Here is a 22,626-nt window from a genome sequence, read left to right as displayed (position 1 = left end):
ATAACAATTTCAAACGTCTACGCTAGTGAATAAACCAAACAAATAAATACGCAACATTTGCGCACTTGTTAATAATCCTCTATGATCGATAAATCTCTCTATAGGAAAGGCTTATGTCGTTTGCTCAAGTCTATACCCGCTCGGTAGTCGGGCTGCACGCACCTGAGGTCATCATTGAAGTACATTTGTCGCAAGGACTGCCAGCATTGACCATTGTTGGTTTGCCTGAAGCGGCGGTACGTGAGAGCAAGGATAGAGTGCGCTCAGCGATACTCAATTCTGGATTTCAGTTTCCTAATAGACGTTTGACGATTAATTTAGCACCTGCCGATTTACCAAAGGATGGTGCTCGTCTTGATTTACCGATTGCTATCGGTATTTTGGCAGCCAGTGATCAGTTAGATCCAACGGTATTGTCAGGGTTTGAGTTTATTGGGGAGTTGGCGCTCAATGGTGAGCTGCGGCAAATAAGCGGTAGTTTGGCGGTTGCACGAGCAATGAAAGCTGAAGTATTGGCGACGCAACTGTTAAAAGGTGATGAGAAGATGATGTCGTCAACACGGCAACTCATTGTCCCAACCATCAATGGGGCAGAGGCTAGCCGTGTAGAAGGAATAACCGTATTGGCAGCGCCAAATTTAAAGGCTGTATGCAATCACTTGCAGTCACTTACCGACAGCAGTTTTTTGGATGAACGCTTAACCGAAGTAGAACCGAATCAAATACAGAAGCATATAGGCTATCAAGTAGATTTGGCAGACGTAAAAGGACAGCATCATGCACGGCGTGCCTTAGAGATTGCAGCGGCAGGTGGTCATTCATTGTTACTTACAGGACCACCGGGTTCAGGCAAAACCTTGATGGCGTCACGCCTGCCAACTATTTTGCCGGATTTGAGTGCAGAAGATGCGTTAGAAGTTGCCAGTACGTATTCGGTTGCTGATAGTGATTATGATTATGGCACACGACCTTTTAGACAAGTTCATCACACCATATCAGCAGTGGCATTGGTCGGTGGCGGTTCACGTCCCAAACCGGGTGAGATTACCCTTGCCAATAAGGGCGTATTATTCCTTGATGAGTTGCCTGAATTTGACCGCACAGTATTAGAAGTACTGCGCCAACCACTAGAGGCAAAACAAATCACTATTAGCCGTGCCAACTCACAGATGACCTTTCCAGCAAATTTTCAACTGGTGGCAGCGATGAACCCGTGCCCGTGTGGCTATGATGGTGATGGCTCAGGGCGTTGTCGTTGCAGAGCTGAGCAGATTAAGCGCTATCAAGATAAGCTATCAGGTCCGCTACTTGATCGTATTGATTTGCATATCACCGTACCAGCATTACCGATTGCGGATCTGCAAAATGCTCAGGCGGGAGAAACCTCCGAGCAAGTACGTACTCGAGTATCGGCAGCACATAATCGCCAATTAATACGACAGAACAAGGTCAATAATGAGCTGAGTCCTAGTGAAATTGATAAATATATTCAGTTAGGGGCGGGCGAGCAGCAGCTATTACAGCTCGCTCAGCAGCGCCTTAATTTATCTGCTCGTGGTTACCATCGGGTACTACGCGTTGCACGAACGATTGCTGATTTGGCGGACAGCGCGGATATCACGAGCGCCCATGTATCTGAAGCGCTCAGTTATCGTAGTAAATGATAGTTTTAAGATTTAATTATAGTAGATACACTTTTAAAAGAATACAGTGCTACTGGGATTAATTATTCGCAGCCTCTGTCTGCGTAGACACAGTAAGCAAGAAAAATTGATACCAGTAGTACCTTATAATTTTTGTACTTCTTTTATTTAAGACTGACTATATTTGCAGGCTAAATCTTTAATAAATAGTCCACCAAAGCGCTAAAATCATCAAAGGCTTCGGTAGGGTTGAGCTCACGAATATCTTGCCCATAGTTATAACCATAAGACAATGCGAGCGTGTCCATATTGGCATTTTGTCCCGCTAAGATATCATTTCTTGAATCACCAATCATGACCGCTTGTTCTGGATTAACATTCAATGTCTCACAGACATGTAGCAGTGGCGCGGGGTCTGGTTTTTTGCTAGGCAAGCTATCACCGCCAAGCACTTCGCTAAAGATGTCTTGCCAGCCAAAGGATAGCAGTATTTTTGGTACAAAACGAATCGGCTTATTGGTGACCAATGCCAGCTTATATCCTGCTGCTTGTAGCTTTCTGAGCCCACTATCAACATCGGGGTAAGCGACAGTTTTGCTGCCACTGAGATTTTTATAAGCGTCAAAAAACACTTGCTCAGCATGGTCGACGCTTTCTTTAGTTAATTCACCCTCTAAAACCTCTATCTTACCAACCAAGGCGCGCTCAACAAGCATTCTTGAGCCATTACCGACCCAGTTACGAATGCTATTGAGAGGATAGGGCGTTTTGCCAAGGGTAGTCAGCATCGCATTGGTCGCATCCGCTAAATCTGGCACGCTATCAATAAGGGTACCATCAAAATCAAAAATTAAAAGTTGCTTATCCATTATTTCTACCCGTTAAAAGTTCTGCATTTTTTATTCATACTTGTTTGGTGGTGATTACCATAGCATAAGAAAACAGTAAGCCTTAATTTTGCTATCCTATTCAATATCTTTATAGCGCTCTCGGTGTTCAGCTTTCATCGCTAAATAATCTTTATTTTCACGGCATAAATCCCATTTTTCCTTAAAAATACGTGCCGACTCTGCTTTGATAGGGTCTTCGGTTTGCCGAGGCAGCTCTTCACGTCCATGAGCACCGCTTTGACCTTTTTTATCATCAGGGACTGCCCCTTTATACTTTTTACCGCCTTTATGATTGGCATAGCGGCGGGCACGGGTAAAACCCATTTGAATAAATTTGCGTGCCATATCAGCGCCTACAAAGTCATTGGCTGCTAGATAATCTAAAAACATCTGATAAATAGTATCGCTACTCTCAAGCGCAATCTCAGGGGTGGCAAAGCGCCAATGCGGTAGGATTTCAGACTTATAAGGTTCTACCAATAATACGCCTTGTTCACCGCGACCGACACGGTATAGCTCAGGCTGCGCGCGCAAATCTAAATTTTTATAATCCAAGTCATAATCAAATTCTCTCATTATCTTACCTATCGGCTATCCATAGATGCCTTAGTATAAAGAGACTACACGATTTAAATGTAGCATAGATATGTTATAGATAAGTGAAAGTGAGCATTAACAGAAGTGAGTCATGATTGCAGGCATAAAAAAAGCCTCAAACAGTGATGTTTGAGGCTTTTTAGAATACTTTAAACGAATGGTGGCTCGAGGCAGGTTCGAACTGCCGACACACGGATTTTCAATCCGTTGCTCTACCGACTGAGCTATCGAGCCGTCTTCGTTGAGGCGCTATTAAACTAAATATAGCGCTTACTGTCAAGAGGTTTTTGCATTATATGTAATAAAAGGGCAAAAATAATGAACGATTCATCGAAATAAGCCTATTTAGGCTAAAATTAATCCTTGACGCGTAGTAGCTCGTATTCAGTCATAATACGATGAATCTCGGCATCAACCGCAACAAATGCACGCACGCCTTTTTTGACTTCAGCATCATAAACCAGTTTGATAAACTTAGCATCAATCGCACGACCGCGATTTTGCAGATGTACGGTGAGATACTGCAAGCGTTTGGCATCGGTCTGCCCATCATCAAAGCAAGCAACTGCGGCGATAGGCTTGTCATTAAACATACCGACATACAGCGTTTGACCACGTTTAAAACCTTGCTCAATAATAGCCAATACGTCAGCACCATCAGGCTGGCTATCATCGGTGTCATAGAGCGCCTCTAAGCGCTCGGCTAATTCGTTTTCACGAGTAGGCTTTTTGATGAGTGGCGCATCCAAACTATTGATGGCAATGGCTTCTAAAGGCATGTTCAATTCCTATAATTTAATACAGCAAGGCATAATAGAATCAGCAAAGGTGACGATTGATAAAACTGAAGCTATTATTTTAGCAGAATACGAGAATTTTGTGCGTGGTTTACTGCTTGGTCATGGCAGTAAATGGTAGGGTTTGCTATGATGAAGATAGACAAGGTTCTGTGTGCATCAAGCCTCATATTTTGGCTTGTTGAACAGGCTTTTTGAATAAGCATTGAACTTATTTTTAGCCTGATTGTTTTATTATCTATTTTAGACGCTAGTAAGAATATATTGGGCATTTTTCGCCCTATTTTATTGACCGCTTTTCATTTATAGAGAGTAGCCATGACCGCCAATTTAACGACGACAGCCAATATACCCAATACAGCTGAGCAAGATCCTACGCAAAAACTAAATTTACATGGTCGCCCTGAACGTATCGCGACTGTTGAGCGTATTACTGCTGAGACCCAAGTGACCTGTACGGTCAATCTTGATGGTACAGGGCAAGGTACTGTGGACACTGGCGTCCCGTTTTTGGATCATATGATTGACCAAATCAAGCGTCACGGTTTGTTTGACTTAGACATCAAATGTACCGGTGATACTTTCATCGATGATCACCACAGTGTTGAAGATACAGGCATTACGCTTGGTCAAGCATTTAACAAAGCATTAGGTGATAAAAAAGGTATCCGTCGTTATGGGCATTTTTACGCGCCACTAGACGAAGCATTGACGCGTGCGGTTGTTGATTTATCTGGTCGTCCAGGTCTGCATATGGATATTCCCTTTACGCGCTCGCATGTCGGCACTTTTGATGTCGATTTATTTAGCGAATTCTTCTATGGTTTTGTGAATCATTCGTGGATGACCGTGCATTTAGATAATCTAAAAGGCAAAAACAGTCATCATCAAATCGAATCTACCTTTAAAGCCTTTGCTCGTGCGCTACGTATGGCGTGTGAATACGATGAACGTGCGCTAAATACCTTGCCATCGACCAAAGAGGCGTTTTAGATGAGTCGTGCCACAAAAATTGCACTATTAGATTATGGTATGGGTAACTTGCACTCAGCCAGCAAAGCATTATCAGCGGTCGGGGCAGAAGTCTCTATCACCAATGACCCAAAAGTCGTGGCGGCAGCAGATAAGATTTTCTTCCCAGGCGTCGGTGCTATGCGTGATTGTATCGCTGGCATGCATGCGGCAGGTATTGACGAGGTCATACGTCAGGCGATATTTAATAAGCCTGTTATGGCTATCTGTGTTGGCATGCAGGCGTTGTTTGAGCAGTCTGCTGAAAATGGTGGCACGCCCTGCCTGAGTATCTTAGATGGCACAGTACCCGCTTTTGATCCGGCATGGAAAGATGAAAAAGGGGTACAAATAAAAGTACCGCATATGGGCTGGAATACTATTAGTGGTATGGATTTTACTCATCCATTATGGAGTGGTATCGAAGATAAGGCGCATTTTTATTTTGTACATAGCTATTACTGCGAGCCAGCAGATAGCTCGCAAGTGGCTGCTATTTGTGATTATGGTCAGCCGTTTTGTGCCAGTATCTTGCAAGATAATTTATTTGCTACCCAGTTCCATCCAGAAAAAAGCCATACCGCAGGTTTGCAGTTATTAAAGAATTTTGTAGACTGGGATATTTAAAAATAAGTATGACTTAGTTGCGCAGTCAGGTTGGCAAAGGCACAATCTGAGCGAGGAAGGAGCACAGTACTGCTTTGCTCTCGCGCAAAAGAGTTTGCATGGTCGCAAACTCTTTTTTATTCTTATTTTAAGCTTAATGACTTCCTACTCTCTTATATGTGGAATAAATAGTGGACTTTTATCTCTTTAAAAACGGCGTCGTGAGTGCCACAGGATTAGAAAAAGATGCCCTACATATCTATGTGGGCATCAGTGTTTATCTATTGAGCGTTATTTTGCTGCGTCCAATCTTCAAAAAATACAGTATCAGAGCGTTTATCGCTTTAATTATGGTGACCTGTATTGCTTTATTAGGCGAGTATTTGGATAACCGTCAGACCATTACCGAGCTAGGTCTCGCAGGGATAGAAAGCGCAGAGCTGATGGCAAGTATCCACGATATTATCAATACTTGTATGCTGTCGTATGTGCTTTATGGACTTACCATGTGGACGAAGATTTTTCAGTCAATCAGTACAGTCAAACCTATGATTAAAAGGCAGAAAAAAACGGACTATTCATAAGTCCGTTTTTTTTACTATGTAACTATTTTTATCATTGAAGTTATGATGCTTTGCTATTTTTAGCCGCATCATATAACTCGCGTACCACCTCACCAATCACTTTAATACCATCAGTAAGTGTCCGCTCATCCGCAGCGATACTCATGCGGATACACTCGTGTGCATGCTGGTAATCGCTAACATCGACACCTGGGAAGAAGTACTCACTTGGCACAATAAGCGTGCCTTTTTCTTTTAGGCGCTCGTAGAGCTCAAGCGTACTAATCGGCAAGTCTTTAAACCATAACCATAAGAAAATCGCGCCTTCAGGCTTATGAATGACTAGAGGATAATCGCCCAATGCTTCTTTTAATAGCTTCACAGCGAGGGTCGCCTGCTTTTGATAAAACGGTTTGATGTCGTTATCTGACAACTGCTTGATACGATCGTTTTCTACCAATGGCGTGGCAATGGCTGCACCAAAGCGTGTCGGCGCTAGGTTTACTACCGCATTCATCGCGCTGACGGCTTCGATTACTTTGGCATCGGCCACGATGATACCAGTACGCATACCGGGTAGGCCAATTTTAGACAGGCTAAAGCACAGAATCGTATTGTTATCCCAATTCAGATGCGCGTCAGAGTAGATGATATTGGGGAAGGGCATACCGTAGGCATTATCGATGATAAGAGGTATGTCATAGCGTTTGGCAATCTCGGCCAAATGCGCCATTTCGTCATCGGTAAGCACGTTGCCAGTCGGATTGGTCGGGCGTGAGCAGCAAATCGCGCCGATACGACCTTCCTTTAACGCTGGCAAGTTTTCTAACGCGTCAAAATCCACACGATATTTAAAGAAGCCTTCCTCACCATCATGCGTCACTTCATCGATATGCGGTAATACGGCGGTGAAATGCTGACCTTCGACATGCACATCACTATAGCCGATATACTCAGGGGTCAATGGCAGTAGAATAGATTTGTCCACAGCTCCATTCTTTTCATCAGCGAAAGCGCCGCCAAACAGATTAAACAGATAGAAAAATGCATTCTGTGAGCCATTGGTCAAAGCAATATTTTCTGACGTCAGATTCCAATCATAATGACGGTTAAAGAAGCCAACCAAGGCATCGATAAAGGCCGAGTCACCTTGCGGATTAGAGTAATTCGCCATGCTGATAATCGCGCTACTATTGGCCTCACCTGCATCGTTATCATTACCAAGCGCTTTATAAGTCTCCAAAAACAGCTCATTAACGGCATCAATTTTGGCAGGGTTACCACCGCCTAGCATATTGACAGGTTGATCACTTTTTAGCGCATCGCCCAGATCGTCCATCAATTGTGAGATGCCAGTGGGCTGGGTGAATTTTTGACCGAATTTTGAGAATTTCATAAGGTTACCGCGTATTATAGAGAGTTATTAATGGGGTATAGAAATGCATACCCCTACTGATAATATGGGCGTTAGTATAGCAAATCGTCAGTTCTAAACGAGTTGGAATCGTACAATAAGATGATATTAAATCATCGCCCGAACCCGCGCCATAATCCCGCGTCCAATCACCAATCTCACATAAATAATGGCAATGGCAAACAGCAATGCGATTAATGCCATACTACCGATACTCAGGCTTGTCCACGGCACACTAAATTGTAGATTAAACCATTGGGTGAGGGCAGCCCATGCGCCAACGCTGGCGATAATGATCGCGAATGTCGCCGCACTAATTCCCAATACCCCAAGCTCTAGTATGTTTAGCATATACAAGTCGCGTTTTTGCATCCCTAGCAGCCTAAATGAGGCGCTTTCTTGCAATCGGTCTTGTGAGGTGGATAATAACGAGCTAATCAAGACCATAACCCCAGTCAGTAAGGCGAGTAGCGTAAAGACGTAGACCAAACGGCTCATTTGCACCACAAGCTCTTGGATTTGCTGAGCGATTGCGGTCCCGTCTATCGTCGTCACCGCAGGGAATTGTCGTACCATTTTTCCTTGCAGGTCTGGGATATCATCAGCGTTTACATGGGCAGTGGCAAATTGAATCTGCGGGGCAGCAGAGAGGATAGCTGGCTCAAATAAAAAGTAAAAATAAGGACTGGGACCTTGCTCGAAACGCGAGCGGATACTGGTGATCTGCCCGACGATTTCAATCCCTTGAATATTAAAACGTACCTCATCACCCATACCGACATTGAGTAAGCTAGCAGCAGTATCCAAAATAGATAAGGGCGCAACGGTTGACGCTGGGTCTTTATTCTCCGTGCTAATGGGCGCATACAGCTGATTGTCTGCTACAGCATCCGTAATGAATTCAGTGTCCATTACTGTATCTGCATAGCTTAGATTAAAGACACGTGCAGGATCATCAAAGCCATCAGCAGGCTCGATATCCTGTACCGGTATATTATTAGCAGTCACTACTCGAGCGCGAATGACAGGGTAATAGCTCACTGGTGCGCCAATAATGCTATCAATATCAGTATGCTGATCGCTCTGAATATCTAACAAAAACAAATTGGGTGCATCTTCAGGATAAGCGTTAATAAACTGGGCATTGATACTGTGATTGAGCGTTGTGATGAGGGTCAGTACTGCCACCGATAATGCTAAGGTGACAAAAAATAATGCTGATTGGTTGCCCTTACGCGCAAGGTTATGAATCGCAATACGCTGCATCCAGCCGATTTTTGCGTTACTTGCGATACGTGCTAGTAACCACAGCCAGCCGCGTGCCAATAGCCAAAACATACTCACAAAGCCAATTAAACCGATTAATAACTGGGCGCCAAATAACCATCCACCTACTTCATAAACAAAAAATACATATAAACCAGCTAGCATTAACCCGTACCAAAGTAACGGCAAGCGTTTATACCAAGGCAGGTGTTGCACAGCTGAGCTTGCACCTTGATTAAGCAAGGTAGCAGGTTTGGTGGTATTCAATGTGCTCAAGCCACGTTGGGCGATGAGTAGCGTAAGCACCAAGGCTATGACGGTGGTTTTAATGGCACTGATAGGATTAATAGCCAAGCTGACATCCGCTGGTAAGATAGCCACAAGATAAGGCTGACCAACTTTGAGTAAGCCAAAGCTGACTAAAATTGCTGCGATACAAGCGATGATGGCAGTGATAATAAGGAGCTGATAGTAGCTGCGTTTTAGCGACTTAAGGGGCTCACCCAGTGCCAAACGTATCGCATTGCTCGACTGCTGCTTGGTCACAAATGCTGTGATGACGCCATACATAGCCACTGCGGACAATAACAATACAGCAATGACCAAAAGCTTTAAAAACATCAATACATTATCAGAGATACGCGATACCGAGGTGTCCGCAGATTCTGCATCAGAGAGCTCGATATCAGGATAATTGGTCAGTATTTGCGTCAGTTTATCGCGCTGGGTTGCCATCAACTCTGCATTACCTGCCAGCTCAATACGGTAATTAATACGGCTACGCTGTCCCAATAGATTGGTTGCCTCTAGCGCCTGCTGTGGCATCAAAATACGCCCACCAAAGCCAAAGGCGCTCAGCGGACGATCAGGCTCTTTTGTCAGCACATCACTAATGATAAATTGCGCATCACCAATAGTGATTTGGTCACCAATATCAGCGCTTAAGCTTTTGAGCACTTCGGGGGCGACAACTACATTATTGGCTGTAAGCTGCTGCCATAAAGGCTGTCCTGATGCCAGCTCGACGTCACCATATAATGGGTAGGATTGGGAAACCGCTTTTATGCTGGCAAGCAAAGTCTGCTCATCAGTGACGACCATCGCGCTAAACTGATAGTCAAAGACCGTTTGTGTATCGGCAATGGTATCAATCTGCGTTAATACTTCGCTTGGCCAATCTTGCTTACTGTTTAAGATTAAATCGCCACCGACCAAAGCACGCTGATTGTCATTGATATAGGTGTCAACTGACTGCTGGATAGAGTCCAGTGTGAGGTAGGTCGCAAGTGACAGCGTCAAAGTCAGTAAAAATAATACTGGATATATCCAGCGCTGCCACCAGCTGCGGCTGAGTGCTTGCGCGCCCAATCCTTGTAAACCTAAAGTACTAGTCAATAGCTGGCGTACGATACCGCCACTAGCGTCTGACTCTCTAGCCATGCTATCGGTATTATCAGTCGATGAGGTGTCTTCTACATTTTTATTATCCATCAAGATATAATCCGCCCATCATGCATGGTGATAACGCGATCTGCCATTTCAGCTAGTGCTGAATCATGGGTGACCACCACCAACGCTGAGCCAGTTTTCTGACGCAAATCCAATAATAATTGCATCACTTGATTGGCATTTTGTTCATCTAAGTTGCCGGTAGGCTCATCAGCAAATACAATCTTTGGGCGTGATACCAATGCACGTGCAACTGCTGTACGCTGCTGCTCGCCACCGGATAATTGGTTTGGCAAGCTATGACGCCTATGACCCAAATCAACCGCCTCAATCAACTCCTCGACACGCGCCGCATCTGGACGACGGGCGATGTCCAATGGAAAAGCAATATTTTCAGCAACGGTTAACGTTGGTAGCAGATGAAAAGACTGAAAGACAAAACCCATATCACGCTGACGAATAACCGCCAAGGCATCTTCATTTAATCGGCTTAAGGTCTGACCTGCCAACTCAACGTCGCCGCTATCAGGATAATCTAATGCCGCTAACAAACCCAACAAGGTGGATTTGCCAGAGCCAGATTTACCCATGATCACCACAAACTCACCAGCATTAACATGAATGTTGACGTCTTTAATAATAGATAAAGACTGGTCACCAACGTGTACGGTTTTATTTAGCTTAGTGGCAGTGAGCAGCGCTGCTTGCGAAGTAGGTAATGCTAATGTCATTGTGCTGTCTCAGTAGGCGTATTGGTCACATTCGACGGATTTATTTTTTTAAGCTCAGGCTGTAATATCGGCAAGATATTGTTATTAACGATCAGCGCATAACCTTCTTTGGTCGGATGAATGGCATCGGCTTGATTGAGCTTAGGGTCGCCGCCCACACCGTCTAAAAAGAACGGAATAAGCGTCACGTTCAGGTCTTTCGCTACTCTTGGATATATCGCTGCAAAAGATTTTACATAATCAGAGCCAAGGTTATCATAGATCTGCATACCACCTAGGATGACCACGCTATCATTGTCTTGTAACCGTTTCACAGCAGTACGAATATTGGCTTCAACCGTCGCGACATCAATACCACGAATAGCATCATTGGCACCAATGGTCAAAATAGTAACATCAGGTTTGTTCTGTAATACCCAATCTAATCGATTGACCAAGCCTGTACTGGTTTCGCCACTCAATCCTGAATTAATGACTTTAATGTCTTTATAACCCAGTTCCTGCAAGCGTGTTTGTAGCTGGGCGGGGTAATTGGCATTATTATCCACCCCAAGCCCTTCTGTTAACGAATCACCTAATGCCAATATGGTCAAAGGCGCTTGTTGTTCAGCAGGGTTCGTTGTAGATGTGGTTTGAGACAATTGGGTATCGGAGGGTTGACTGCTGTTTTGAGTACTATCTTGAGTGCCAGTATCCGTCTGAGCTTCATTAGCATCAGGCGTTTTTTGGCAACCACTGATTGCGATTGCTACCGTCAATGCTACAATCGTGAGCAAGCGGAAAGGTTTGTTTATCATAATTCTGCTGTCCTATAGGCAATAGAGCCAGTCTAGCAGAATCAGATAAACAGCAATATGGTGCAAAAGTTAATCGATTAATGATAAAAACTAAACCTTCTTCCCATCGACCATCACCGGACGGCTGACCAGCCACGCAAATCCTACGTTTACCACCATCAATATCAGCATAATCAATAAGGGTAAATCCCAGCTGTCCGTTGCTTCATGTAACCAACCAGTCCCCAATGGACCAAAAAACGCAATCAAATAACCGACAGCTTGCGCCATACCCGACAGCTCACTTGATTGATTGGCGGTATAAGTACGCATCGAAAACAGCATCATACTTAAGGTAAAAATCGCTGAACAACCAATGCCCATCAGCGCCGACCACAACCATGCCAAATCAGCAGATAAATAGCTGACACCTAAGATACCAATCACATTTAAAACCGATGCAAGTACCGCCAGTGCCTGAATAGGTCGTCCACGATTGACCAACCATGTTAAGCTTAAAATCGCCACAGGTGCCATAAACTGGAATACCGAGTTCATCTGTCCCGCGCTTACTGCTGACAAGCCTTTACTGAGCCAAATCGACGGTAAAAAACTGGCAGCTGTATAAAAAAGCAGCGATTGTAAGCCCATAAATATCGCAATTTGCCAAGCAAAGGGTGTGCGCCACATAGAGATGGGCGATGGGGCTTGAACGCCTTCAGCAAGCGGTACTACGGGCTGATGGTTTGAAGAACCCAAACGCAGTCGTAGCAGCACCCATATTATTAAGGCAAAGACGCCCAAAATCGACCAACCACCAAGCGCCCATTGCCAGCCTACTTGCTCAGATAATGGCAAGACCACGCCCGCGACAATCCCTGCCGACACGGTCATAGTGAGACTGAATAATCCAGTAACTAAAGGAATATGATTGGGCGTACGTTGCTTGATAACAGGCGCCGCAAGGGTATTGGCAAAACCAATCGCTAACGTCAACAGTAATGTGCCGCCCAAAAACCCCATCCAAGTCGGAATAAGGCTGCGAATAATCATACCTATTGTTAGGAGGCTAATCATTGCAATTAAAGTGTTTTCAAGCCCAAAACGCTTACCAATCGCTGGCGAAATGAAAGCCCCAAGTGCAAAAGTCAGCATCGGCACCGCGCCAAGCCAGCCAATTTGGGTTTCGGAGATATTGAGCGCTCCTTGAACCACCGGTGCTATAGAACCTAGTGCCACAATCGGCGAGCGCATATTGGTCGCCAATAGAATCATGGCACATAGCACCAGCCAAAACGTAAAGCGCGAAGAGGGCAGCTGAAACGGTGAAGGATTATCCATCTGAGACTGTAAAGGCAAATCATTTTGCACATTAGGAGAGGTAGACATGGCAGCACGACTATTATTAGAATAAGAAAAAGGACACGTCATTAAACAGCGCCGAAGAGTCGTCGCTTGCAAAATAACACCGAAAAAATCTCACAAAGAAGATGAGTGAGACGAAAAAATAGAATGTCGAAATATTGGCAGAAAGCAATTCATATGAACTTGCTACCTTAACGGGTAAGGCAATATGAATATCTATAAGTAGTGATGTAGAACAATAACGCTGCGCCATAAAAAATAGCGCCAGCCCTTTTTTTATAAGGTCTGGCGCTATTATAAGAACAAATGACGGCTAAATACTACCAGCGTATGGTAACAAACCGACTATTTATATTGATTTGCCCAATTGAGCCGCTTTTAAAGCGTTCTCTTGTTGTTCAGCGATTAGAGAATCGCATTTATTAGGGTCATCACCGCAGTACGAGCATTTCTCATTGCCCATCAATTTGGCAACACCGCCACAAGACCCTCTAAGCGGCTTTTTATTGACCATATAACCGATACCCATAAAGATAAAAAACAGCATGAATACGGTAAAGGTGATAGCAAGCATGGGAAGCAGTTGGCTAAGCATAGAGGAGACCTCGCGTTAAAAGTAGGACGGTTATCTGTGTGATAACCTCTTAATAGTATAGCAAAAATTCATCTTGTCCGTTTGAGCTTCTCAGCTGAGTAAGACAATTTAAGAAAAATACCGAATTAGCTTCTATTAGTGTTTTTAGATTTAGCTGGACTTTTTATCAGCACGTAATGCTTGCATAGCAGGTGTTTGCACCACTTGCCAATCATCAATGCTGTCCGCAGCTGCTTCTATGCTCACACCATCTGCCAACACGACAAACAATGCCGCTATGTTTTGCTCCTTGGCGACGCTCAAAGCTTTTCTGTAAGGCATAGCAGTTAAGGCGGTTGCCCAAGCATCAGCCAGCGCGACGGTGTCTGCCGCGACGGTTACCGATGGCGCACCACCTACAATCGGCTCACCTGTGGTCGGGTCAATGGTATGACTGTAGTGCTTACCATCAAAGACGACTGAGTTCCGATAGTTGCCAGAGGTCGCTAGATGCATCGTGTTGCCATTATTTATCGGTTGGCGAATCACTGCCATAGTTTGGCGCTCGCTGACGGTACTACCTTCAATTGGTGCATCTATCGCAATTTGCCAAGGTTGTTGTTGCGCACTGACACCAGAGGTTGCCACCTCACCACCAATCTCAACCATATAATTGCGAATTTGATAATTGTTTTTTAGCACATCAGCGATGACATCGACACCATAGCCTTTAGCCACTGCTGAAAAATCAAGCCCAATGCCATCTTTGGCTTTATAGATAGTCTTATCTTTTTGAATGATACTTTCAAAGTCGACCAAGGCTTTGGCTTGCGCAATCTCAAGCGCCGTCGGTGGACTTTGCAAACGCTCAACGGTCATCGTGCTACCAAAGCCCCAAGTGTCTATCAATGGCATCACTGTAGGATCAAAGGCACCACGCGATAGCTCATAAACTTGTCTTGAAGCTACCAGCACATGATTAAAATCTTCATCGATGGTAATAGGCTCATCTTTGCCTAATTGATTAAATTTAGAGATGGTAGAATCCGCTTGATAAGTGGACATACTGTCATTGATATCTTGCAGGCGCTTATCGATGGCTGCTTGTATAGCCGCTTCATCAGCACCCTTAGGCAGCTGATAGCTAATATGATAGCTGGTGCCCATGGTCTCACCGCTCAGATTATTATAATCGGTCTTTTGCTGGCAAGCGCTCATCCCTAGTGCGGCGCTTATAACGATGATAGGTAGTAGGGCAGTATTCATCGATTTGACAGAAAATGAGAGTGGTATTGATTTTTGCATGCTTGGGTTTTTCATATGAGTCATCACAACTTGATATAGCGAAGGGATAAATGAGGCGTTAGCTATTAAATAAGCTAAGCGTTGCCTATTTTACACCCCTTGTCACCCATAACGCCAATTGTCAGCTTAAAACATTTTCAGATATTGATTGCTATGTAATATATATAGCTAAAATACCTAAAAAAGCTACGGTAGGGCTGGTATGAATTTTTTGCGGTCTATGTAGGCATAGCAAGCAAGAAAAATTAATACCAGCCGTACGTGATGTAGCGATATCACATGTCACTAACTATAGTTATTTAACATGCTAGATTTATTTGACTTGCGACTCACGAATGAGCTTATAAAGTTTTGGCGGTGATAGGCGATTAACCTTGGTGGCGAGCTTTTCTTTGCGACCAGCAACGATAATATACTCTTCCCCTTTGGTAAGGGCTTTGACGACTTGCTTGGCAAAGCTAGTCGCAGTTAGTCCTTTATTGGTTGCCGCATCCATCGTCCCTTGTGCACTACCGTCGCCAGTCAAGGCATTAATAGAGATATTGGTTTGAATAAATCCTGGGAATATCGTTGCTACTTCTATCCCTTGCTCGTGCAATTCAGCACGCAGACTGTTCGCCCACATATGAATAGCCGCTTTTGCCGCACCATAAGCACCGCGATATTGTGTACCGAGTAACCCTGCAACACTTGATATCATCACTATTTTGCCGCCACCTTGTGCGAGCATATCTGGCAATACCAATCTGCTCAGACGCGTCTGGGCAAAGTAATCTATCTCCATAATTTGTCGCTCGACGTCTTCAGTGGTATCCATGATAAGCGCGCGTTGACTGATACCCGCATTATTAATCAGCCAATCGATTTTTCCTGCTTGAGTTTTAGCGGTAGCGTATGCTTGTTTTGCTTGCTCAACATCGGTTATATCAAAAGGAATAACGATATGGTTTTTACTATTTTTACAGCGGCTTTTTACCAGTGCTAGTTTCTCTTCATCACGTCCACTTAGAATAATACGAGCGCCGCGTTTGGCAAAGGCAATGGTTAATGCGTCGCCGATACCGCTTGACGCGCCTGTTACCCAAATGGTCAAATCTTTATAGTTGGTTTTCATAGGAATCCTTTCCGTTTCACCCATAAATTAAGAGCCTCAATTGAGACTCTTAATTTAGCATATATTATTCTGTTAATTGTGGTTGCTTAACGATTAAGCTTAACCACCCTAATTAACCACCAAAGTCATCAAGCATGATATTTTCATCTTCAACACCCATGCTGTGCAGCATATCGATGACCGCCGCATTCATCATCGGTGGCCCACACATGTAGTATTCACAATCTTCTGGATTTGGATGGTCTTTGAGATATTCCTCTAACAAGACATTATGGATAAAGCCTGTATAGCCATCCCAATTATCTTCTGGTAATGGATCAGACAATGCCACATGCCACTCAAAGTTAGCAAACTCTTCTTCTAGCTGATCATAATCTTCAACGTAGAACATCTCACGAATAGAACGCGCGCCATACCAGAAACTAATCTTACGATCAGAGTTGAGGCGTTTGAGCTGATCGAAAATGTGCGAGCGCATCGGTGCCATACCAGCACCACCACCGACAAATATCATCTCAGCTTCGGTCTTTTTGGCGAAGAACTCACCATAAGGACCAGATACTGTGACTTTATCGCCAGGTTTTAAGCTAAAGGTCCAAGAAGACATTTTGCCCGGTGGAATACCATCAGGACCGCGTGGCGGTGGACTGGCAATACGAATGTTAAATTTGATTAAACCTTTCTCATCTGGATAGTTAGCCATCGAGTAAGCTCGGATAACAGGCTCATCAACTTTTGAGACGTATTTAAAGATGCCAAAGTTATTCCAATCGTCTTGATACTCTTCAGCAATATCAAAGTCTTTATAATGCACTTCATGCGGTGGCGCTTCTAACTGTACATAACCACCAGCACGGAAGTTCACTTCTTCGCCATCTGGAATCTTCAGTACCAATTCTTTAATAAAGGTCGCAACGTTATCATTAGAGATAACTTCACATTCCCACTTTTGCACATCAAAGAATTCAGGATCGATCTCAATTTTCATGTCTTGCTTAACAGCTACCTGACAGGCAAGACGCATATGATTGCGAATCTCACCTTGGGTAAAGTAACCTTCTTCAGTAGGCAGAATAGATCCGCCTCCTTCAATCACGCGGCAACGACACTGCGCACAAGTACCACCGCCACCACAAGCTGAAGATAAGAAAATACCTTCGCTTGCCAATGTTTGTAGCAGTTTGCCGCCTGCAGGTGTTACAACGTCATTCTCGGGATTATCATTAATATGGATAGTAACATCGCCTGAACTGACCAGTCGTGAGCGCGCTGCCAAAATAATGGCAACGAGACCCATGATGATCAAGGTAAACATAGCAACGCCACCAATCGCCGTAGCGTAATCCATGGTAGGTATCCTTAATCTATGGAGTAGGGAAGCGAAAAGACGTCATTGCGTTTTCTCTGAACCCCTACCGAATAAATGAATTAAATAGGTCAAATCGCTAAACAAGCTTTTAAGCTCAGCGGCTTAAATTGACATACCGCCAAACGACATAAAGCCAAGTGACATCAGACCAACCGTGATAAAGGTAATACCAAGACCGCGCAGCGGTGCTGGAATGTCTGAGTATTTCAATTTTTCACGAATACCTGCCAATGCGGTAATCGCCAGTGCCCAACCAAAGCCTGCGCCGACACCGTACACCACTGATTCACCAAAGTTATAGTCACGTTCTACCATGAACAGTACGCCACCTAAGATGGCACAGTTAACGGTAATAAGTGGCAAAAACACACCGAGTGCGTTATACAGACTTGGGACGAACTTATCCAAGAACATCTCTAGAATCTGTACGGTGGCAGCAATCAAACCGATATAACTGAGTAAGCCTAAGAAGCTTAAGTCGATATCAGGGAAACCTGCCCATGCCAGCGCACCATCTTTTAGGATGAACTGGAACAGTAGGTTATTTAGCGGTACGGTAATGGCCATCACGACAACGACTGCTACCCCAAGACCGATAGCGGTTGAAACCTTTTTTGATACGGCTAAAAAGGTACACATGCCTAAGAAGTAGGCCAGCGCCATATTCTCGATAAAGACCGAGGTTATAAATAAACTGACATAATGTCCCATTAGTGACCGCCCCCTTGAGCCATGCCTTTAGATTGCGGCTTCATTACAAATTCAGCGTCTTCGACCTGATCAGGTTTCCATGTACGGATAATCACGATAAACAGGGCGATAATGAAGAATGCTGACGGTGGTAGTAGCAATAGACCATTTGGTACATACCAGCCACCATCGGTCGCAGTTTGTAAAATGGTGATACCAAACCAGCTGCCTGCACCCAAGATTTCACGAATACTGGCGACAAATAATAATACGGCTGAATAACCCAAACCGTTACCGATACCATCCAAGAAACTTGGAATAGGCGGATTGCTCATCGCAAACGCTTCAGCACGTCCCATGACGATACAGTTGGTGATAATCAAACCAACAAATACCGACAAGCCTTTACTCACATCATAAGCGACCGCTTTTAGTATCTGATCGACCAAGATAACCAATGAAGCAATAATCGTCATCTGCACGATAATACGAATACTCGATGGGATTTGCTTACGGATGATAGAGATAAAAAAGCTTGAAAATGCGGTGACCAAGGTCAATGCCACGCTCATCACCAGTGCATTTGCTACACTGGTCGTTACCGCCAATGCCGAACAGATACCTAATATCTGTAGAGCAATAGGGTTATTATCAAAAATGGGCGAGGTTAAAATACTTTTTGTATCAGCCATGTTATGCCTCCTTGCCGTGTGCTGCTGGTATCACTGCTACCAGTTCGGTTACAGAATGCGCCTGCTGTTGATGTAAGTTTTGACCCAGTTTTTTATACGGGCTTTGACTTGCTTTTACTTCAGCGTCTACCAGTGTTTTACCACTCTCTTTACGCAGCTGATCTAAGTACGGCTTATAGCCTTGCTCACCCAACCAAAACTGGATCATGTTACTGACGCCGCGACTGGTCAAAGTTGCACCACTAATACCGTCAACCCAGTTCTCTTTAGGATTACCAGCTTTGGTCACGCCAGTAGCAACGGCACCTTTGTCATCATAAGAGTGAATACCACTCCACATCGCACGCCATTCTGGCTCTTCGATACGAGCGCCTAGACCTGGAGTTTCTTTATGGTCATAGAAACTGATACCTTTGATGGTATTCATGTCGCTTTCAAGGGTTAAGAAACCATAGATAGTACCCCAAAGACCGTAGCCTTGGATCGGTAGTACCACTATTTCAGGTTGTCCAGCGTCGTCATTTTTGACATAAACTTTGGCATATTTAGGCTTACGACCGATACCGGCAGGATCATTACCACCCAAATCTTCACTCAGTGCTTTATTCTTAGTTGCTTGGCTGGCGTCATAAGCATTACGGTCAGGGATGCCAGCAGCGGTCAGCGCGTCATCATCAAGGTAGTTGCCTTTATTTAGGTCAACGATTTTTACCTCAAAATCTTTAAAACGCTCCGCCACATCTTCATTGGTATCAGACGCAGGGTCAAACATACCAGCGGCAACCAAGATGTTTTTATTACGGTCTAAGCGCGCGTTTTCTACTTGCGCAGGCTTTAGACCCACAGCCGCAGCTGAGACCAATACCGAACACACCAAGCATAGCGTCAACGCCACACTTATGGTTTTTGCGTTATTACTTTTGGGCTTGGACATAGCGAACCCTCCGAGCAGTTTGGCGTTTGATATTTGCTTGAGTGACAAAATAGTCAAACAGTGGCGCAAATAAGTTAGCAAATAAAATGGCTAGCATGATGCCTTCTGGGAAAGCTGGATTAATGACACGAATCAATACGGTCATAAAACCAATCAAGATACCGTAAGCCCAGCGCCCTTTATTGGTATGCGCAGCAGATACTGGATCAGTTGCCATAAACACGGCACCAAAAGCAAAACCACCGATCACTAAGTGCCAGTAAAAAGGCAAGCTCATCATCATATTGTCTTCAGAGCCAATCATATTAAACACAAGAGATGTGGCAATCAGACCCACCACACAACCTGCCATGATGCGCCATGAGGCAATGCGCGTCCAAAGTAGGACAGCAGCACCCATTAAGATAGCTAGCGTCGATACTTCACCGATACTGCCTTGCATGTTGCCTAAGAATGCATCACTCCACGTGATGGCATTGCCATAAACATCGACAAAATCTTGTGGGACAACCCCAAGGGCAGCAAGACCAAGTGGCGTTGCACCTGAAAAACCATCAACCGCGGTCCATACTGAGTCGCCTGACATATAAGCCGGATAAGCAAAGTATAAGAACGCACGACCCGATAGGGCAGGGTTAAGGAAGTTTTTACCTGTACCACCGAATACTTCTTTTGCCACGACCACACCAAAGATAATACCTAAGGCAACTTGCCATAATGGGATATCGGGTGGCAGACATAGTGCAAACAGTACAGAGGTAACAAAGAAGCCTTCGTTGACTTCATGACCACGGACGACGGCAAAGATAATCTCACAGAGAATACCAACCCCAAAGGTCACAAGATAAATCGGTAAGAACTGCATAGCACCGTAGACGAAGCTTGCCCAGATACTGTCTGGATTGTAGCCTGCCATACTGGTAATAATGGTGCGCCAGCCTTCAGGCTGTAAGCCGAGGGTTGCAATCGCAGTCAATGCTTGATGACCGATATTGTACATACCCCAAAACATTGCTGGGAAGGTACATAACCAGACGGTAATCATAATACGCTTAAGGTCAATACCGTCGCGTACATGTGATGAGGCGTATGTCGTCGAGCTTGGTTGACGCAAAAACGTATCAAACATCTCAAAGATAGCGTAATATTTTGTGTGTTTGCCACCCTTGGTGAAAGACGGCTCCATACGATCGAACATATTGTGTAAAAATTTCATCGTGGTTAGCCCTCCAGCTCAATGCGCGTTAAGTTATCACGCAAAATATCGCCGAATTCATATTTGCCAGGAGATACGAAGGTGCATAATGCTAAATCTTCTTCGTCCAATTCAAGTACACCCAAATCTACAGCCGTGATAATGTCTTCGACAATCAAAGCACGCAATAGCTGGGTTGGCAGATAGTCTTGTGGCATGACTTCTTCATAGACACCGATTGGCACCATCGCTCTAGGTGAGCCATTGCTCGTGGTGGTGAAGTTATACTTTTTGCCACCAAAAAACTGCGAAATATAGATAGGCAGTTTAGAGAAGCGGTTTGCCCCTGGCGTAAAGAAGTGGAACGCTGGACGCTCACGACCTTCTGCTAGCACACTGACTTGATTATCAAAGCGACCAAGATAGGCAATATTGCCAAATACTTGACGCCCAGACAGCACTGAACCTGAAATCACACGGTTCTCGCCAGCTGTCAAATTACCTTTGGTCAAGGCAGCAATATCCGCACCGCGTTCGGTGGCGATAATATGAGGATTGCTAACAGCAGGACCAGCTAAGCTCAACAGGCGACGCGTATATAAACGCCCGCTAGTAAATAGCTTGCCAATCGCAATCACATCTTGATAACCAATTGTCCAAACGCTTGTACCACGCATGATAGGGTGCAAGAAATGAATGTGCGTGCCTGCAAGACCAGCAGGATGTTTGCCCGCAAAGCTATGATACTCAGTGACATTATTAGCTGCAGTTTTTGCAACTGGTGTCAACTGACTATTGCCATGGTGGCAGACAAAGGTCTTTGGGCTCAAAGTGGATAATACAGCAAGACCGTCGTTGAACGCCTGCAGTTGCTCATTGATCAGCAACATCGGGTCAAATGCCAATGGATTGGTATCCATGGCTGTGACGAAGATAGCATGAGGACGCGCACCGATTTCAGGAGCACGGCTAAAGGGGCGCGTACGGAACGCCGTCCATTCACCAGAGGCAAGCAGTTGGGTTTCAACGACTTCAGAATCTAGGTCAGCAAGTTGCTGGGAGTCGTAGCGCTGAAATTCTACTTCCGCACCATTTGGGTCGACCGCAATTACAAGACTTTCAAACACACGACGTTCACCGCGTTTAATGGCGATGACTTTACCAGCAGCAGGCGCAGTGTAGATAACGCCAGCCCGTTTTTTGTCTTCAAAAACGGGTTGACCTTTTGCTACGATATCGCCTTCTTTGACATTCATCGTCGGCTTCATACCAACGTAATCATAGCCAATAAGTGCCACATGGGCGGGTCTGTGCTCAGATATCTCGCGGGAGGGTTCACCAGTGATGGGTAAATCCAAACCTTTCTTGATGGTAATCATAAGCGAAAACTTAGTCCATAGTCTAAAACGATACCAGACGTCCTGTGTGGTATATCGGCAGCATGAATGGTAACGCCATCACTAAAATAACCAAATCATATCTTATAAAAAGACAGCGATAAGGTTTTTAATAATGACACTTCATGACTACTAGTAAGAGTATTAACGCTGACCTTAGACTCCTTAACAACACGTTAATGTCTTATTCGAATGACCAAAGTGGCGACTGGCTACCAAGGTGTATACTAAAACACTGCAATCTAATT

At 44.6% G+C, this 22,626-nt stretch carries 22 protein-coding genes and 1 tRNA gene; 5 read left to right on the top strand and 18 right to left on the bottom strand.

All coding sequences use genetic code 11. From position 1 onward, the window contains the following. Positions 1 to 113 precede the first annotated feature (113 nt). Entirely contained in the window at positions 114 to 1,664 is a 1,551-nt protein-coding gene (locus M0221_RS12360) for a YifB family Mg chelatase-like AAA ATPase (RefSeq protein ID WP_483283949.1), read from the top strand. Positions 1,665 to 1,834: 170 nt separating this feature from the next. On the opposite strand, the gene M0221_RS12355 is transcribed toward M0221_RS12360, so the two are convergent. From M0221_RS12355 to M0221_RS12340, 4 genes are all read right to left on the bottom strand, one after another. Then, on the bottom strand, positions 1,835 to 2,512 hold the full coding sequence (locus M0221_RS12355; RefSeq protein ID WP_483283948.1) for a phosphoglycolate phosphatase: 678 nt from the start codon (positions 2,510 to 2,512) through the stop codon (positions 1,835 to 1,837). A 96-nt stretch (positions 2,513 to 2,608) separates the two neighbouring features. Further along, positions 2,609 to 3,109: a DUF4385 domain-containing protein gene (locus M0221_RS12350; protein ID WP_201530653.1), complete on the bottom strand. Its 501-nt coding sequence runs from the start codon at positions 3,107 to 3,109 to the stop codon at positions 2,609 to 2,611. Between the two features lie 179 nt (positions 3,110 to 3,288). Then, positions 3,289 to 3,364, bottom strand: a tRNA-Phe gene (locus M0221_RS12345). Positions 3,365 to 3,486: 122 nt separating this feature from the next. After that, positions 3,487 to 3,909, bottom strand: coding sequence for a hypothetical protein (locus M0221_RS12340; protein WP_011514742.1), 423 nt, complete (start codon positions 3,907 to 3,909; stop codon positions 3,487 to 3,489). Between M0221_RS12340 and M0221_RS12335 the strand changes: the two genes are divergently transcribed. The 4 genes from M0221_RS12335 to M0221_RS12320 all read left to right on the top strand — a co-directional run bounded on the left by M0221_RS12335 (position 3,908) and on the right by M0221_RS12320 (position 6,128). Further along, entirely contained in the window at positions 3,908 to 4,048 is a 141-nt protein-coding gene (locus M0221_RS12335; RefSeq protein WP_020444528.1) for a hypothetical protein, read from the top strand. The two genes, M0221_RS12340 and M0221_RS12335, sit on opposite strands and share 2 nt — an antisense overlap. 197 nt (positions 4,049 to 4,245) lie before the next feature. Beyond that, positions 4,246 to 4,920, top strand: coding sequence for an imidazoleglycerol-phosphate dehydratase HisB (gene hisB / locus M0221_RS12330; RefSeq protein ID WP_011514741.1), 675 nt, complete (start codon positions 4,246 to 4,248; stop codon positions 4,918 to 4,920). Beyond that, positions 4,921 to 5,565 carry an imidazole glycerol phosphate synthase subunit HisH gene (gene hisH / locus M0221_RS12325; RefSeq protein ID WP_201551607.1) on the top strand — a complete coding sequence of 215 codons (645 nt, stop codon included), beginning with the start codon at positions 4,921 to 4,923 and terminating at the stop codon, positions 5,563 to 5,565. It begins immediately after the preceding gene. A gap of 170 nt (positions 5,566 to 5,735) precedes the next feature. Continuing rightward, positions 5,736 to 6,128, top strand: coding sequence for a hypothetical protein (locus M0221_RS12320; RefSeq protein WP_011514739.1), 393 nt, complete (start codon positions 5,736 to 5,738; stop codon positions 6,126 to 6,128). Positions 6,129 to 6,168: 40 nt separating this feature from the next. On the opposite strand, the gene M0221_RS12315 is transcribed toward M0221_RS12320, so the two are convergent. The 14 genes from M0221_RS12315 to M0221_RS12250 all read right to left on the bottom strand — a co-directional run bounded on the left by M0221_RS12315 (position 6,169) and on the right by M0221_RS12250 (position 22,360). Then, positions 6,169 to 7,503 carry a valine--pyruvate transaminase gene (locus M0221_RS12315; RefSeq protein ID WP_483283947.1) on the bottom strand — a complete coding sequence of 445 codons (1,335 nt, stop codon included), beginning with the start codon at positions 7,501 to 7,503 and terminating at the stop codon, positions 6,169 to 6,171. 126 nt (positions 7,504 to 7,629) lie between these two features. Then, complete coding sequence (locus M0221_RS12310) at positions 7,630 to 10,278, bottom strand: ABC transporter permease (RefSeq protein WP_483283946.1); 2,649 nt, start codon at positions 10,276 to 10,278, stop codon at positions 7,630 to 7,632. Then, complete coding sequence (locus M0221_RS12305; RefSeq protein WP_483283945.1) at positions 10,278 to 10,967, bottom strand: ABC transporter ATP-binding protein; 690 nt, start codon at positions 10,965 to 10,967, stop codon at positions 10,278 to 10,280. Before M0221_RS12305 ends, M0221_RS12310 begins: the two co-directional genes overlap by 1 nt. Continuing rightward, positions 10,964 to 11,764, bottom strand: coding sequence for an arylesterase (locus M0221_RS12300; RefSeq protein WP_483283944.1), 801 nt, complete (start codon positions 11,762 to 11,764; stop codon positions 10,964 to 10,966). The genes M0221_RS12305 and M0221_RS12300 overlap by 4 nt, the downstream gene beginning before the upstream one ends. A 90-nt stretch (positions 11,765 to 11,854) precedes the next feature. Continuing rightward, positions 11,855 to 13,174, bottom strand: a complete 1,320-nt coding sequence (locus M0221_RS12295) for an MFS transporter (RefSeq protein ID WP_483283943.1) — start codon at positions 13,172 to 13,174, stop codon at positions 11,855 to 11,857. Positions 13,175 to 13,457: 283 nt separating this feature from the next. Beyond that, a complete protein-coding gene (nqrM, locus tag M0221_RS12290) occupies positions 13,458 to 13,703 on the bottom strand; it encodes a (Na+)-NQR maturation NqrM (protein WP_483283942.1) in 246 nt (81 codons plus the stop codon). 150 nt (positions 13,704 to 13,853) lie between these two features. Next, positions 13,854 to 15,002, bottom strand: a complete 1,149-nt coding sequence (locus tag M0221_RS12285) for an FAD:protein FMN transferase (RefSeq protein ID WP_483283941.1) — start codon at positions 15,000 to 15,002, stop codon at positions 13,854 to 13,856. A gap of 298 nt (positions 15,003 to 15,300) precedes the next feature. After that, positions 15,301 to 16,101 carry an SDR family NAD(P)-dependent oxidoreductase gene (locus M0221_RS12280; RefSeq protein WP_483283940.1) on the bottom strand — a complete coding sequence of 267 codons (801 nt, stop codon included), beginning with the start codon at positions 16,099 to 16,101 and terminating at the stop codon, positions 15,301 to 15,303. Between the two features lie 112 nt (positions 16,102 to 16,213). After that, the gene (gene nqrF, locus M0221_RS12275) at positions 16,214 to 17,449 is read right to left on the bottom strand and encodes an NADH:ubiquinone reductase (Na(+)-transporting) subunit F (RefSeq protein ID WP_011514729.1); all 1,236 of its coding nucleotides are present in this window, start codon (positions 17,447 to 17,449) and stop codon (positions 16,214 to 16,216) included. 123 nt (positions 17,450 to 17,572) lie between these two features. Then, the gene (gene nqrE, locus M0221_RS12270; protein ID WP_011281361.1) at positions 17,573 to 18,181 is read right to left on the bottom strand and encodes an NADH:ubiquinone reductase (Na(+)-transporting) subunit E; all 609 of its coding nucleotides are present in this window, start codon (positions 18,179 to 18,181) and stop codon (positions 17,573 to 17,575) included. Beyond that, positions 18,181 to 18,852 (bottom strand): NADH:ubiquinone reductase (Na(+)-transporting) subunit D, encoded by a 672-nt coding sequence (locus tag M0221_RS12265; RefSeq protein WP_011514728.1) that lies wholly within the window; start codon positions 18,850 to 18,852, stop codon positions 18,181 to 18,183. The genes nqrE and M0221_RS12265 overlap by 1 nt, the downstream gene beginning before the upstream one ends. Position 18,853: 1 nt before the next feature. Beyond that, positions 18,854 to 19,786 carry a Na(+)-translocating NADH-quinone reductase subunit C gene (locus M0221_RS12260; protein WP_181209242.1) on the bottom strand — a complete coding sequence of 311 codons (933 nt, stop codon included), beginning with the start codon at positions 19,784 to 19,786 and terminating at the stop codon, positions 18,854 to 18,856. Beyond that, positions 19,767 to 21,002 (bottom strand): NADH:ubiquinone reductase (Na(+)-transporting) subunit B, encoded by a 1,236-nt coding sequence (locus tag M0221_RS12255; protein WP_011514726.1) that lies wholly within the window; start codon positions 21,000 to 21,002, stop codon positions 19,767 to 19,769. The genes M0221_RS12260 and M0221_RS12255 overlap by 20 nt, the downstream gene beginning before the upstream one ends. A gap of 5 nt (positions 21,003 to 21,007) precedes the next feature. Beyond that, on the bottom strand, positions 21,008 to 22,360 hold the full coding sequence (locus tag M0221_RS12250; protein ID WP_011514725.1) for a Na(+)-translocating NADH-quinone reductase subunit A: 1,353 nt from the start codon (positions 22,358 to 22,360) through the stop codon (positions 21,008 to 21,010). Positions 22,361 to 22,626: the final 266 nt, after the last annotated feature.

Source organism: Psychrobacter sp. ANT206, from assembly GCF_056880555.1.
This window is presented reverse-complemented; position numbering and strand designations above follow the sequence as displayed.